This window comes from Tabrizicola sp., from assembly GCF_031377265.1.
Lineage (GTDB): Bacteria > Pseudomonadota > Alphaproteobacteria > Rhodobacterales > Rhodobacteraceae > JAUYQR01.
In genome coordinates, this window is the sequence record NZ_JANMET010000299.1 from 1 (window position 1) to 13,449 (window position 13,449).

Below are 13,449 nucleotides of genomic sequence, written 5' to 3' on the forward strand. Positions count from 1 at the left end.
GGGGGTGAGGCCGAGCATCTTGCATACATGTTCCTCAACGCGCGGGTCGATGTTGGCGAAGGTGCCGACGGCGCCTGAAACGGCGCCCGTGGCGATTTCGGCCCGCGCATTCACCAGCCGGGCACGGTTGCGCGCCATTTCGGCGTAGAACCGGGCGAAGGTCAGGCCCATCGTCGTTGGTTCGGCATGGATGCCGTGGCTGCGGCCGATGCGGACGGTGTCCTTGTGTTCAAACGCGCGGGTCTTCAGCGCCTCAAGAACACGGTCAAGACCGGCCAGCAACAGGTCGGTGGCACGGACCAGCTGGATATTGAGCGTGGTATCCAGCACATCCGACGAAGTCATGCCCTGATGCACGAAGCGCGCGTCATCGGCCCCGATATGTTCGGCAAGATGGGTCAGAAAGGCGATCACGTCGTGCTTGGTCACCGCCTCGATCTCGTCAATCCGGGCGACGTCAAACTTTACGTCTTTCGCGCGCCAGATCGCTTTGGCATTGGCCTCGGGGATCACGCCCAAAGCGGCCAGCGCATCACAGGCATGGGCCTCGATCTCGAACCAGATGCGGAACTTGGTTTCGGGGGACCACAGGGCGACCATCTCGGGGCGGGAATAGCGGGGGATCATCACGGACCTCTGACTGGCGAAGCGGGTAGCGCCCCCTTAGACTGCAGGGCAATGTGGTGCAAGGGAAGGGCGGTCAGGATGCGCAGATTGGTTCTGATGTTGGCGCTGTGGCCATCGGTCGTGGCCGCCGAGGAGCCGTGGCGCGGGCTGACCGGACCCGAGATCACCACAGCGCTGAGCGAGCGGGTGTTGCAGTATGCGGATGGCACGCGGCAGGACTTCATGGCCGACGGGCGCACATTGTATGGCGAAGAAAGCTGGGGGTCCTGGCGGGTGGAGGGGGACGAATACTGCTCGGTCTGGCCGCCATCGGACCGCTGGGCCTGCTACAGCGTGGAGATACGGGGGCTTGAACTGCGCTTCACTGACGGAGGCGAGCCGTCGGTGGGCCGCTACGTCGACCTCAACTGATCATGGGAAAGCGGCGATCAGCGTGGCGGGAATGATAAGCGGCACGATCACCCCCGCCAGCAGAAGAACGAGCGTCACGCCAAGTGCTGCACCTGCGGCCACGCTGGCGTAACCGGCGGCAGGGCCAAACCTGTGGCGCAGCGGTACCGAAAGGTGGGCGAACAGTGCCGCCACGGCGAGGCCGTAATAGGGCGCGAAGACCCAAGGCCACGCGCCGCCGGCGTGCAGGCCTGCGGCGGCGAAGGCGAGGTCGGTATCGGTGCCGCTGACCGCCCGCGCGCCAAGGACCACGCTGATGTGGATCAAGAGGAAGAGGGAAAGATAGCATCCTGACATCGCCTGAACGCGGGGCCAGCCTTTGGCGCGCCGAAAGCGCCAGGCAAGGCGCAGACCCGAGGCCGCCTGCCAGACAAACAGCCCGATCAGCAATGGCTCGATGATCGGGTTGCGGTAGACCGGTCGCAGCGCATGCAGCACCCCGGTATGCGCCGCCTGACCGGCAAGGCCGGCCAGGTGGTTGCCCAGATGCAGCGTCAGGAATACCGCGAGGACAGTTGCGGAAAGCCGGTGTGCGCCGCGCAAGCCTGCCGGTTGCCGCGTCATAGCAGGCCGATGGTACCGACCAGCGTGATTGCAGAGAATGCGATCCAATGCGGCAGGATGCGCAGGGTTCTGAGGCGGGTCAGGCTGTAAACCACAAAAAGGATCGCAGCCGAGGCGCTGAGCACCAGTGGCAAGGCGGCAAGGGCAAGGGCAAGATCGGGCCGGGCTGCGGCAGCAACCAAGGCCAGACCGCCGAAGATCATCATTGCGGTGGTGATGTGCCAGACCACCGACCAGATCGCCTTGGCCGGGTCGGGCCAGTTGGCCTTGACCATCGGCAAGTGAATCTCGCGCCCGCCAAGGAAGATGTGGACAAGGCTTAGAAGCAGCATCGCGATGCCAGAGGTAAGAAGCCAGAAGTTCATGTCAGATCCTTTCCATACGGTTGCGTATGGTTTAGCGGGACGGCTTGCCGATGTCCATACGGGTGCGTATGTTTGTCGCATGGCTGACAAGATGGGCAAGCAGAGGCTGGGGCGGGTGGACTGGGTTCTGGCCGGGTACCGCGCGTTGGTTCTGGGCGGGGTGGCCGGGTTGAAAGTTGAGGCATTGGCGCGCGAGATGGCGACGACCAAGGGTTCATTCTACTGGCATTTCAAGAACATGGACGAGTTGCAGGCAGAGATGCTGGCGGTCTGGGAACGGCTGGCCACAGCCGAGATTACGGCGGCGGTGCAGCGTTCCGGCCTTGATCCGCGGGGCCAGTTGATGCTGCTGGTCGACATGGTGTCGGTGCAGCCTGGGCCGGAACTTGGTGGGGTGGCGGTGGAACCGGCGCTGCGCGACTGGGGCCGGACCGACCCGAAGGCGCGAGCCGCGCTGGAACGAGTGGATCGCCAGCGGTTGGCGGACCTGCAGGGGTTTCTGGCTGCTGCTGGTGTGGCCGAGGTAGAAGCAGGTGCGCTGCGGATCTATGCGGCGGTGGTCGGGCTGGAGGCGCTGCGGATGACGACCGGCACGCAAATGCGCGGACCGCTGCGGGGGGTCGTGCAAGCGGTGCTGGCGGGGTAGGGAGTGGCAGTCTTGCCGGACCACCCAAGCCGGGTCAGGGTCGGGCAAGGGCTTCGGAGGTGGGATGCGATTTTTCAGAGGCGTGTTGGTGGCCCTGGCCGCTGGCGTGATGCTGTGCCTGGCGGCGGGGTATCTGGGGTGGCTACACCCCGCGGGCGACAGTTTTGCGGTGTTTCGGGCGCAGGGCGCGATGGCGCTGGCCCTGGTGGCAGGCCTTGGATTTCTGGCGCAGGCGCGGCGAATGGCGGCAGTATTGCTGGTCGTCGCGGCATTGGCGGGGGGGCCGGTGTTGCTGGCCTATCAGATCGAGGGCGAGGCGGGCGCGCTGGTCCTCTACCAAAAGAACATGCTGTTTCGGAACAGTGATCTGGCGGGGCTTGAGGCCGATATCCGCGCCATGGCCCCCGAAGTGCTGACGCTGCAGGAGGTGTCGAAGGCGAACCTTGCGTTGCTTGCGAGCGTCTCCGATCTGCTGCCGCATCAGATGTTCTGCCCGTTTGCGGCTGTGGGGGGCACGGCTGTGGCGACCCGGCTGACCCCGGTGCCGGGCAGCGAGATTTGCGCCAAAGGCCTGGCCGCGATGCAGGTTGAGGGGCCGCAGGGCCGACTGTGGCTGGTGTCAATTCATCTGCATTGGCCGTGGCCCTACAGGCAGGCTGCGCAGTTGGAGACGCTGGTGCCGCTGATTGCCGGACTGGATGGCCCGATGGTAATTGCGGGCGATTTCAACATGGTGCGCTGGTCCACTGCGCTGGGCGGGGTGCGGACGGCGGGGCGGGTAAGGAATGCGGGGCCAGCGCGAGGCACCTATCCGCAGTTCGGCCCACTGCTGGTGCTGCCGATCGACCATGTGCTGGCACCGGGGGGCGGTAGCATTGAACTTCGGCCCTTGCTGGGGTCGGATCATCGCGGCCTGGTGGGGCGGTTGGGACTGTCGCCCTGAGCCGAAGTCTTCTAGCGGCCGCTCGCCGAAGGGTCACCGATCAGAAGTGGCTGCGGTCAGAAGTGGCTGCGGTCAAAAGTGGCTGCGGTCAGAAGTGAAAGGACAGCCGTGCCTGCAGCGTCTGGACTTCAAGATTGATGCCGCCGGAATAGAAATCGTCGAAGCTGTGAACAAGATATTCTGCGCCGCCCGACAAACGCGGTGAAAAGCGGTGCTCGATCCCCAGACCGTAGAACGGGCCAGTGCCCGATGCGCCGCCATCCGCTTCGGCCCGCGCGACGCCACCTGCGAGGTACAGCAGCGTCGATCCGGTATCAAAACCAGCGCGCAGTTTTAGATGCGCAAGGGTGTTGATTGTGGCATCCGCATCGCCATTGTCAAATTCGATGTTGGCGAGGTTATAATCCACCTCGATCCCGGCCACGATGCTGCCGAAGTCGCGATTGTAGCCAAGGTGCAGGCCGCCGACATAGCCGTCGCCGTCAATATCCGGGTCGCCGGATTCGACGATGCTGGCCCAGCCCCAACCAAGCTGCGCACCGGCATAAGGACCGGTCCAGTCCAAAGCTGGCGGCGGGCTGGGTGCCATCACAACCGGATCGGCGGGGATCACCACCGGGCCGCCGGCCAGAACGGGCGACGCCGCGCAGGACAGTGCGGTAATCAGCATGACAGTGGGTTTCATTTGGTCCATTCCCTCTTTTTGAAATGCAAAAAGTCGGCAAAAGTTGCTTCGGGTCGGCACAGGGCCGCAGTCACGAACGGTAAATTTCCGGTATCAGGTCAGCAATTCTAGCCCCGGCGACGACCATCTGGCAAGACAGTTGTGTCAGCCGGTCAAACCCATCAGGCGGGGGTCAAAAGGATACCGCGTCAGGTTCTCATGCCCGGTTTCGGTGATCAGCACCTGATCTTCCAGCTTGATCGAGAAATTGCCGCCTTCAGGCGAGACCAGCGCCTCGACACACAGCACCATGCCAGCTTGCAGTTCGTGGTCGAAGGCATCATCCAGCCCCGCATCGGGGTACGGCACAAAGGGCCATTCGTCGCAGAGGCCGACGCCATGCATCTTGCAGGAGTATTTCTGCCGCCAGTATTCAGGCGCAAGCTGGTGGCCGCCGTGGATAAGGTCGCGTATCGCAACGCCGGGTTTCAGCATGGCCATGTTCTGCGCGATGTGATCGCGGGCATGGTGCATCGCGGAAATCATCGCATTGGTCGGGCGCTTGTCGCCCACCCACCAGGTGCGGCTGATGTCGATGCAGATGCCATAGGCACCGACGAGGTCGGTGTCGAAGGCGACGATTTCGTTCGGCTGCACGATGCGCGGCCCGCATTCCTGAAACCATGGGTTGGTGCGCGGACCAGAGGCGAGGAGGCGGGTTTCGATCCATTCGCCGCCGCGCCGGATGTTGCCCTTGTGCAGTTCGGCCCAGATGTCGTCTTCGGAGGTCTTGCCGTGCGGCACGTTCTTGCGGGTGAAGGCCTCCATCTCGGCGATGGCGGCCTCGCAGGCGTGGTGGGCGCAGCGCATGGCAAGGATGTCGTCAGGGCCTTTGATGGCGCGGGTGCGTTCGGTGATGACCTCGCCTTCCAGCACCTCGAACCCCGCGCTTTCCAGCGACCGCAGGCCGTGGACCATGATCTTGTCAACCGCGAGGCGGCGGTTGGTGCCGGCATGGGCGCGCATCACTTCGGTCACTTGCGCGGCAAAGCCGTCGGCGTGGCGTTTGGTGTGATCGCCCGAGACGTTGTAAAAGAACGAAGCGCCGGCGCGCAGTTCGGCGACGCGCGGGTTGAAGGTGACAAGGAAGGGCGAGTTCTTGTATTCCCACATCACCATGTGGCCGTCGGCACACAGCAGGCAGGCGCGGAACGGGTTGTGCGAATTCCACAGCTGCATGTTGGTGGTGTCGGTGGCGTAGCGGATGTTCAAGGGATCGAACATCAAAAGGCCGCCGATGTCTTGCGCCACCAGCGCCTCGGTCAGGCGACGCCAACGATAGTCACGCATCGCCTCGAGGTTGGGCGGCGTCAGGCCCGCAGCGGCCCATTCGGCGAAGGCCGTTTGCGTGGGGCCGATCTCGACCCGGTTATTGTCGTTCGGGGTGCCATCGCCAAGCGTCGCCCCGCGCGTCGGGTCGATCTTGCGCTGGAACAGGGGGGGCTGGGTCATGGTCGGGCCTTACAGTGCTGGGGAACAGGGTCGCGCGGGCAGCGGCATGGCGCTTGGCTGCGCGCGACGGGGAATGTCGCAATCGTCGGGCGTTTGACGGGGATCGTGCGGCATGATGAACTTGCCCGGTCAAAGGAGCCGCCTGATGCAAACCGATCCGATCCTGCAATCGCGCCTGCCGTTGCTGTCGTGGATGGACCCGCGCACCCGCCGGTTGCCGGGCGTCCTGCCGGTGGAGGCGGATGAATGGTTGCGGGTGGACGACGCCTTTGCCGCGCAAATGGCGCTGCGCGACCGGCTCATTGCGCAGCGACGGGACGCCGTGCACCAGATGCTGCCCGAAGCAGCACCTGCGGCGGCGGAACTGTACGCAACGGCGCTGGCCAAACTGGCCCGGACGCCGGGCTACCGGGTGGCGGCGGGTTCTGTACAGCGGCCCGACGGGGTGGAGGTGGCGCTGGACCCAAGCGCGCCTTTGGCCACGCTGGGGCGGCTGGTGCAGGAGGATCTCTGCCTGATGGAGGCGCAAGACGAGGAGTACCGTCTGACCGGGGCGATCCTGTGTTTCCCGGCGGGCTGGACGCTGGCGCAAAAGATCGGCCGCCCGATGACCCGCATCCATGCGGCGGTCGAACCCTTCACCGAAGATATGGCGCGCCGGGTGCATCGGATGTTTGCCGCCATCCGCCCGGAACAGCCCCTGTGGCGGATGAATTTCCTGACCTATGATGACCCGGTCTTGCACCAACCACGGCTGGAGGGCCAAAGCCGCCCGCGCCCAATGGGCAATTTCTTTGTGCGCAGCGAACGGCAGTGCCTGCTTCGCTTGCCGCAGACCCGCGCCGTGGTCTTTGCCATCCATACCTACGTGGTGCTGGCCGAAACGCTGACCGAAGCGGAAACCGCCGCGCTGAAGGAGGCGGTGTATTGAGCGCTGCCAGACCAGCGGTTTCTGACAGGGGTCCGGTCCGGCCAATACCGCCGGTCAGGGGGGTGCAATGGCTGGTCTGATCAGACGGACGGTGCTGGGTGCGGGTGTGTTGGCGTTGGGTGCCGGGGTGTACTACGGCTGGCGTCGGGGTCTGGGGCCAAGGGGCGATTTGGCGGACATAGCCTATGGCGAGGACGCACGGCAGCGGCTGGACATTCATCTGCCGGACGGCGAGGGGCCGTTTCCGATGCTGGTCGACATCCACGGCGGTGCGTTTCGCGGTGGCGACAAGGCCGACGCACCGGCCCCTGCGGCGGTTCTGGCGGCGGGGATTGCAGTGGTTCGGATCAACCATCGGCTATCGGGCAGCAACCTCTGGCCCGCACAGGCCGATGATTGCCTTGCCGCAGTGGTCTTCTTGCAGCGCGCGGGTGGCGCTTACGGGCTTGATCCGTCGCGGCTGGCGCTGATGGGGCAGTCGTCGGGCGCGTTCCTTGCGGTGTCTACCGCGCTGTCATTGGTCGAGGTGGGACTGCCGCCGCGTGCGGTGGTAAGCCTTTACGGTCCAATGGATTTTTCCACCATGGATGCCGATATGGCGGCACTGGAGCGGGTGTCGCAACTGGGGCCGACCGATGCGGCGGACAGTGCGGAAAGCCAGCTGCTAGGCTATGCGGTAGGCGAAAACCGCAGCACCGCCCGGGCGATGGGGCCGATCGGGCGGCTGGACGGGTTTGGCGACCCGCTGCCGCCGATCTTCATCAGGCACGGGGACGCCGATCCGATGATTTCGGACCGGCAAGCCAACCGCCTGCGCGAAGCGTGGATCAAGGCTGACCCGGCCGCGCAGGTGGATTACGCGCTGGTGCCGGGGGCAGGGCACGGCGGAGCCGCGTTCGACAGCGACGAGGTGATCGGCCCGATGGTTGGCTTTCTGCAGGCCGCGCTGCGTTAGGGCCGGCCTTGCGCCGACGGACCATTCGAAACCCTTTGGGCGGGCACAGAACGGCTGGAAATCGCCCCCGGCGTCGCGACGCGCGACCTGTCGCACAAGCGGGTGATGGCAGATCGGTGGACCTGACGGGGCTCAGCCGTCGTCGTTGATCTTGCGCAGGTCCTGACCGTTCAGATGCGCCAACTTGGCCCGCACGATCCCGTAGGGCAGGGCCACGAGGCTGACGCCCCAGCCAAGGGCGACACCGCTGGCCGCGACGAGCCCTTGGCCAAAGCCTCCGCCGCTGCTGGCATCAGGCTGGGTCGCGGCATCGTGGCTGGCGCGGCCTTGGGCGTCAGCGACACCGCGCGCCACCGGGGTGCCACTGTCCGGACCGATGATCGAACGGATGGCCTGCAGAGTTTCGCTGTCTTGTGGCTCCACTGTGGTGGCGTCTGACACAGGACTGCCGGCTTCGGGATCTTCCAACACGACCGGTTCCGCGACAGCGGTTTCGGCGGCAGTCTCTGCCGGCTTGCGCACGGCGCGGGGTCTGACGGGCACCACGCCGCCGGGTGTGGCAGGCGCAGCGGGTTGGGCTGACGGCGACGGCTCGGTGGTTTTCGCGCGCAAAGGATCGGCGGTCTGCCCAGCCCGGTCGAGGATTTGTGCACTGCTGCCGATCCAGCCTGCGACACGCGAATACGACGGCAGATAGCGACCAACCCGCCCCCAACGATCTGCCGGCACCCGGTAAGTTCCCGATGCCACCTTCTGCCCAAAGCCCGCCGTTGCGGCCGCGGCATGGGTCAGCAGCGGGGCCACGCCCTCGCGGGCCATGTGCAGACTGGCAAAGGCAAAGGCGCGCGGGTCAAAGCGCGGTTTCTGGCTGCCGTCGGCCCAGATGTTGGGCCGACCATCGGAAGGTTTGCGGTTCGGAGGAGTTTTGTCCATGGACCGGGTGCCGCCTGAAGTTATTGATCTGCTGGCCGGATGCTACAGAAGCCGTGTGACGCTGGCAACAATGCCGGGGTGCCGCGGGGCGCGTGTTGTCCGGGACACGACAAAAAACCAGAGGCGCCCGAAGGCGCCCCCGATCAGACCTGTGCGTTGCCCGAAAAGGCACCTGCCTCAGCAGGAATAATACATCTGATACTCGATCGGATGCGGGGTGTGTTCAAAGGCGTAAACCTCTTCCCACTTCAGCGCCATGTAGCCTTCCAGCTGGTCCTTGGTGAAGACGTCACCGGACAACAGGAAATCATGATCCTTCTCCAGCTCCTCCAGCGCTTCGCGCAGGCTGCCGCAGACGGTCGGGATTTCGGCCAGTTCTTCCGGCGGCAGATCGTAGAGATCCTTGTCGGAAGGCGGGCCGGGATCGATCTTGTTCTTGATGCCGTCAAGGCCGGCCATCAGCAACGCAGCGAACGCAAGGTACGGGTTCGCCGAAGGATCGGGGAAACGCGCCTCGACACGCTTGGCTTTCGGCGATTCCGTCCACGGAATACGCACGCAGCCCGAGCGGTTGCGGGCCGAATACGCGCGCAGAACCGGGGCTTCGAAGCCGGGGATCAGGCGCTTGTAGCTGTTGGTGGACGGGTTGGTGATCGCGTTCAAGGCTTTGGCATGCTTCAGCACGCCACCGATGAAATACAGCGCCTCTTGGCTGAGGTCGGCATATTTGTCGCCTGCGAACAAGGGCTTGCCGCCCTTCCAGATCGACATGTTAACATGCATGCCAGACCCGTTGTCACCCTTCATCGGCTTTGGCATGAAGGTCACGGTCTTGCCATAGGCGTGCGCCACGTTGTGGATCACGTATTTGTACTTCTGGATGTTGTCGGCCTGTTCGACCAAACCGCCAAAGATCATGCCCAGCTCGTGCTGGCAGGTGGCGACCTCGTGGTGATGCTTGTCGACCTTGATGCCCATCCGCTTCATCGTGGACAGCATCTCGCCGCGCAGATCCTGCGCTTCGTCAATCGGGTTCACCGGGAAATAGCCGCCCTTGTGGCCCGCCCGGTGGCCGTAGTTGCCGCCTTCGGTCACGGTATCGGTGTTCCAGGCGGCGGCTTCGGCGTCGATCTCATAGGCCACCTTGCGCGGCGTCACCGAATAGCGGACGTCGTCGAAGATGAAGAATTCGGCTTCCGGGCCACAATAGAACGCATCGCCGATGCCGGAGGATTTGAGGTAGGCCTCGGCCTTGATCGCCACTTGGCGGGGGCAGCGGCTGTAGGCCTCGCCGGTATCGGGCTCGACCACGTTGCAATGCACGCACATGGTCTTTTCGGCGTAAAACGGGTCGATGTAGACGGTCGAGGCATCCGGCATCAGCTTCATGTCAGACTGGTCAATCGACTTCCAGCCCGCGATCGACGATCCGTCGAACATGAAGCCTTCGTCGAAGAAGTCCTCGTCGACCAGATCGGCAATCAGCGTCACGTGCTGCAGCTTGCCCTTCGGGTCGGTAAAGCGGATGTCGACATATTCGACTTCCTCGTCTTTCATCAGTTTCAGAGCATTCTTCACTGCGCTCATCATGCTGTCCTTCTGGTTGGAGTTTCGTGTCGGGGTGCCCCGCAAGGGTTGCCCCGAAGAGTTACGTTCAAACCGCGTCGTCGCCGGTTTCGCCGGTGCGGATGCGGATTGCCTGTTCGATGGAGGACACGAAGATCTTGCCATCGCCGATCTTGTCGGTGCGGGCAGCGGCCACGATCGCGGCCACGGCGGCATCGACCATATCGTCGGTCAGCACCACCTCGATCTTAACCTTGGGCAGAAAGTCGACCACGTATTCAGCACCGCGACACAGTTCCGTGTGGCCCTTCTGGCGCCCGAAACCCTTGACCTCGGTGACCGACAGGCCCTGGATGCCTGCCTCTTGCAGCGCCTCCTTGACCTCATCAAGCTTGAACGGCTTGATGATCGCCTCGATCTTCTTCATGGGTGACCTCCGCCCGGTATGCGTCTTGGCCGTCTGACCACTTCCCTGCAGCAGGAACAATTGGCTAGGGTTGGAGGGCAGGGTTTGCCAGCGGGAATCCCGGCGGTTCGCTTAAATTTTGTGCAATGCGGCGCGTGACTGGGCGGTTTGTGAAAACAGGGGTTGGCGATGACGGAACTGCTGACGGCGGCGCAGATGAAGGCGATAGAAGCGGCGGCAATCGCGTCCGGCGAAGTGACCGGCCTGGAACTGATGGAACGCGCCGGGCGCGGCGTGGTCGAGGCGATCTTCGAGGAATGGCCGGAGTTGCGCGCCACCTCGCACCGTGCGGTTGTGTTGTGCGGGCCGGGGGGGAATGGCGGCGACGGCTTCGTCGTCGCGCGCCTGTTGAAGGAGTGGGGCTGGGAGGTGGAGGTTTTTCTCTATAGCGACCCCGAGAAGATGCCGCCGGATGCGCGGGTGAATTATGAGCGGTGGCGGGGGATGGGGGAGGTGGGCGCGACGGAGCCAGACGCCCTCTGGCCAAGCCTGTTCAAGGAAGATCTGGACATCGTGATTGATGCGCTGTTCGGGACGGGCCTCACGAGACCCGCGCCATCGCTTGAACCATTCGAGATGCTGGTCCATCGGGTTTTCGTAGATGGTCTTTGGTGGACGGGCGAGCGTCCCAGACCCTGGATTGTGGCAATCGACAACCCCTCTGACATGTGCTGCGATTCCGGAGTTGTGTTGGAGAGCGGTGAGGGACGCTACGAGGCGTATGCGGCACACCTAACGGTCACATTTCATCGGCCAAAGCTCGGACACTTCCTTGGGGAGGGACCGAAGTATTGTTCCAAGCTTCGGGTAGCGGATATTGGACTGCGGGCGTCTGAAGCCGAGGGATTGGTCTCCCGGCATCCGACGCGCAAGGGAACGTTTCTAACTCGGTCACCCAAGCAAGACTATGAAATCTGGCAATCTCTGAGGCGCGCTGAGGGCGGCCACAAATACTCCCACGGCCATGCCCTGATCCTCTCCGGCCCTTCCGGGCGCGGCGGGGCGGCTCGTCTTGCGGCGCGGGGGGCGTTGCGGATCGGGGCGGGGGTGGTGACGGTGGGGTGTCCTTTGGACGCGATCCCCGAACACGCCGCGCGGCTGGATGCGGTGACGCTGCGGGCTGTGGCGGATGGCGCGACCTTGGCCGAGGTGTTGGGGGACAAGCGGATCAATGCGCTGTGCCTCGGGCCGGGGCTGGGGACGGGCGCGCCTGAGGCTGGGCTGGTGGCAGCGGCGTTGGGGCTTGATACCGGAGGCCCCCCATCCGCTCCCCACGAGGGGGAGGGGGGCCGCAAGGGCCAGCCGTCCGGCGCAACCGGTGACGCCGAGGCGCTTCCCCTCCCCCTCGTGGAGAGGGGAGAGGGGAGGGGGGCTCCGGCACTGGATCGCCGCAACGTCGTCCTCGACGCCGACGCCCTGACCATCCTCTCGCACCACCCCGACCTCTTCGCCGCCCTGCACGACGGCTGCATCCTCACCCCCCATGCCGGGGAATTCGCCCGCCTCTTCCCCGACATCGCCGAAAAGCTGGCCGCGCCAGCGACCAAAGGCCCGGCCTATTCCAAGGTCGATGCCACCCGCGAGGCGGCGGCGCGGGCGGGCTGCGTGGTGCTTTACAAAGGCCCCGATACGGTGATCGCCGACCCAACCGGGCGCTGCGCCATCAACTCCGCCCACTACGACCGGGCGGCACCCTGGCTGGCGACGGCGGGGTCGGGCGATGTTCTGGCGGGGTTCATCACCGGGCTTCTGGCGCGGGGGTTCTCGCCCTTCGACGCAGCCTGCACCGGGGCCTGGCTGCATGTCGAATGCGCCCGGAGTTTCGGGCCGGGGTTGATCGCGGAGGATCTGCCGGAGGAATTGCCGAAGGTGTTCCGGGCGCTGGGCGTGTGAGGGTGCGCTTGCCCGATTTGTCCGTCGACAAATCGGGCCGCGCCTGCCTGCCCCGCCCGACCCTCTGGTCAGGCCTTACCCAGATACTCGGTCAGCACCGCCGCCGTGCCCTTGGACCACAGCGCGTTCAGCGCGGTGGTGAAGGCAGTGACGAAGCGGGGGTTGCGGTCGAGGTCGCCGTAGATCGGGCGCATCTGCAGCCAGATGACGGGGTTGTTCCTAGCGGCCTTCGACTGGGCTTGCAAGTAATCCCAGTTCGGGTCGTTGGGTGCAATCGGGGTGCCCGCATCAGTCGTCCCATGGCAATATCGGCACCAGAGCGCCGAGACGAGGGCGAGGCCTTCGATCCTGCCGCCAGCGGCCAGCGCGTCGCGCAGGCTGGGGATGATGAACTTCGGCTGACGGTTGGAGCCGTCGAGGCAGAGGCGGCGTTCGGTATCGGCGACCTCGGGGTTGGAAAAGCGCTCGCGGATGGTGGCGTAGTAGCGGGCGATGTCGATGCCGGGGACAGGGGGGACGAAAGGAATGATCTCCTCGATTTCCACCTTGTCGAGGAAGCCCTTGATCAACGGATGGGCCATCGCTTCGTGGACATACTCGATGTCCATCAACCCGCCGGGGTAGGCGATGGTGGCGTGGCCGCCGTTCAGGATGCGGATCTTCATCGCCTCATAGGCGTGGACGTGGGGGGTGAAGGTGACGCCAACCTTTTCCAGCGCCGGGCGGCCGGTGGGGAAGTGATCCTCCAGCACCCACTGGCGGAACGGCTCGCAGGTCACCGGCACCGGGTCGGCCAGGCCGAAAGCCGCAGCCATGTCGCGTTCGCGCGGGCCGGTGGAAGGGGTGATGCGGTCAACCATGCCGTTGGGGAAGGCGACATTTGCGGCGATCCAGTCGGCAAGGCCCGGGTCCGACAGCCGGGCAAGGCCCACGA

The 13,449-nt window shown here is 64.8% G+C and carries 15 protein-coding genes; 6 read left to right on the forward strand and 9 right to left on the reverse strand.

Features of this window, described 5'->3' with window-relative positions; all coding sequences use genetic code 11:
- On the reverse strand, positions 1-627 hold a 627-nt coding region (locus RMO18_RS16505), incomplete at its 3' end, for a lyase family protein (RefSeq protein WP_309667379.1).
- 78 nt (positions 628-705) lie between these two features.
- Here RMO18_RS16505 and RMO18_RS16510 point away from each other — a divergent pair.
- Entirely contained in the window at positions 706-1,038 is a 333-nt protein-coding gene (locus tag RMO18_RS16510) for a hypothetical protein (RefSeq protein ID WP_309667381.1), read from the forward strand.
- On the opposite strand, the gene RMO18_RS16515 is transcribed toward RMO18_RS16510, so the two are convergent.
- Positions 1,039-1,641 carry a hypothetical protein gene (locus tag RMO18_RS16515; protein WP_309667383.1) on the reverse strand — a complete coding sequence of 201 codons (603 nt, stop codon included), beginning with the start codon at positions 1,639-1,641 and terminating at the stop codon, positions 1,039-1,041.
- On the reverse strand, positions 1,638-2,006 hold the full coding sequence (locus RMO18_RS16520; RefSeq protein WP_309667385.1) for a hypothetical protein: 369 nt from the start codon (positions 2,004-2,006) through the stop codon (positions 1,638-1,640). Before RMO18_RS16520 ends, RMO18_RS16515 begins: the two co-directional genes overlap by 4 nt.
- 79 nt (positions 2,007-2,085) lie before the next feature.
- On the opposite strand from RMO18_RS16520, the gene RMO18_RS16525 reads away from it, so the two are divergent.
- Together RMO18_RS16525 and RMO18_RS16530 are read left to right on the forward strand one after the other, a co-directional pair.
- Positions 2,086-2,652 carry a TetR/AcrR family transcriptional regulator gene (locus RMO18_RS16525; protein WP_309667386.1) on the forward strand — a complete coding sequence of 189 codons (567 nt, stop codon included), beginning with the start codon at positions 2,086-2,088 and terminating at the stop codon, positions 2,650-2,652.
- 64 nt (positions 2,653-2,716) lie between these two features.
- Positions 2,717-3,595: an endonuclease/exonuclease/phosphatase family protein gene (locus RMO18_RS16530; RefSeq protein ID WP_309667388.1), complete on the forward strand. Its 879-nt coding sequence runs from the start codon at positions 2,717-2,719 to the stop codon at positions 3,593-3,595.
- 88 nt (positions 3,596-3,683) lie between these two features.
- On the opposite strand, the gene RMO18_RS16535 is transcribed toward RMO18_RS16530, so the two are convergent.
- Both RMO18_RS16535 and dddP read right to left on the reverse strand, forming a co-directional pair.
- Positions 3,684-4,280, reverse strand: a complete 597-nt coding sequence (locus tag RMO18_RS16535; protein ID WP_309667389.1) for a porin family protein — start codon at positions 4,278-4,280, stop codon at positions 3,684-3,686.
- Between the two features lie 144 nt (positions 4,281-4,424).
- Positions 4,425-5,771 (reverse strand): dimethylsulfonioproprionate lyase DddP, encoded by a 1,347-nt coding sequence (dddP, locus tag RMO18_RS16540; RefSeq protein ID WP_309667391.1) that lies wholly within the window; start codon positions 5,769-5,771, stop codon positions 4,425-4,427.
- A 145-nt stretch (positions 5,772-5,916) separates the two neighbouring features.
- On the opposite strand from dddP, the gene RMO18_RS16545 reads away from it, so the two are divergent.
- Both RMO18_RS16545 and RMO18_RS16550 read left to right on the forward strand, forming a co-directional pair.
- Positions 5,917-6,702, forward strand: coding sequence for a DUF3445 domain-containing protein (locus RMO18_RS16545; RefSeq protein ID WP_309667393.1), 786 nt, complete (start codon positions 5,917-5,919; stop codon positions 6,700-6,702).
- 67 nt (positions 6,703-6,769) lie between these two features.
- Positions 6,770-7,657, forward strand: a complete 888-nt coding sequence (locus RMO18_RS16550; RefSeq protein ID WP_309667394.1) for an alpha/beta hydrolase — start codon at positions 6,770-6,772, stop codon at positions 7,655-7,657.
- A gap of 132 nt (positions 7,658-7,789) precedes the next feature.
- Here RMO18_RS16550 and RMO18_RS16555 read toward each other — a convergent pair whose 3' ends face one another.
- The 3 genes from RMO18_RS16555 to RMO18_RS16565 form a co-directional block, all read right to left on the reverse strand.
- The gene (locus tag RMO18_RS16555; protein ID WP_309667395.1) at positions 7,790-8,590 is read right to left on the reverse strand and encodes a hypothetical protein; all 801 of its coding nucleotides are present in this window, start codon (positions 8,588-8,590) and stop codon (positions 7,790-7,792) included.
- Positions 8,591-8,767: 177 nt separating this feature from the next.
- Positions 8,768-10,177, reverse strand: coding sequence for a type I glutamate--ammonia ligase (gene glnA / locus RMO18_RS16560; protein ID WP_309667396.1), 1,410 nt, complete (start codon positions 10,175-10,177; stop codon positions 8,768-8,770).
- A gap of 67 nt (positions 10,178-10,244) precedes the next feature.
- Positions 10,245-10,583 (reverse strand): P-II family nitrogen regulator, encoded by a 339-nt coding sequence (locus RMO18_RS16565; protein WP_309667398.1) that lies wholly within the window; start codon positions 10,581-10,583, stop codon positions 10,245-10,247.
- 168 nt (positions 10,584-10,751) lie between these two features.
- Between RMO18_RS16565 and RMO18_RS16570 the strand changes: the two genes are divergently transcribed.
- On the forward strand, positions 10,752-12,515 hold the full coding sequence (locus tag RMO18_RS16570; RefSeq protein WP_309667399.1) for an NAD(P)H-hydrate epimerase: 1,764 nt from the start codon (positions 10,752-10,754) through the stop codon (positions 12,513-12,515).
- 68 nt (positions 12,516-12,583) lie between these two features.
- Here the strand turns inward: RMO18_RS16570 and RMO18_RS16575 are convergent.
- The coding region (locus RMO18_RS16575; RefSeq protein ID WP_405054094.1) for a mannitol dehydrogenase family protein at positions 12,584-13,449 on the reverse strand (866 nt) is incomplete at its 5' end.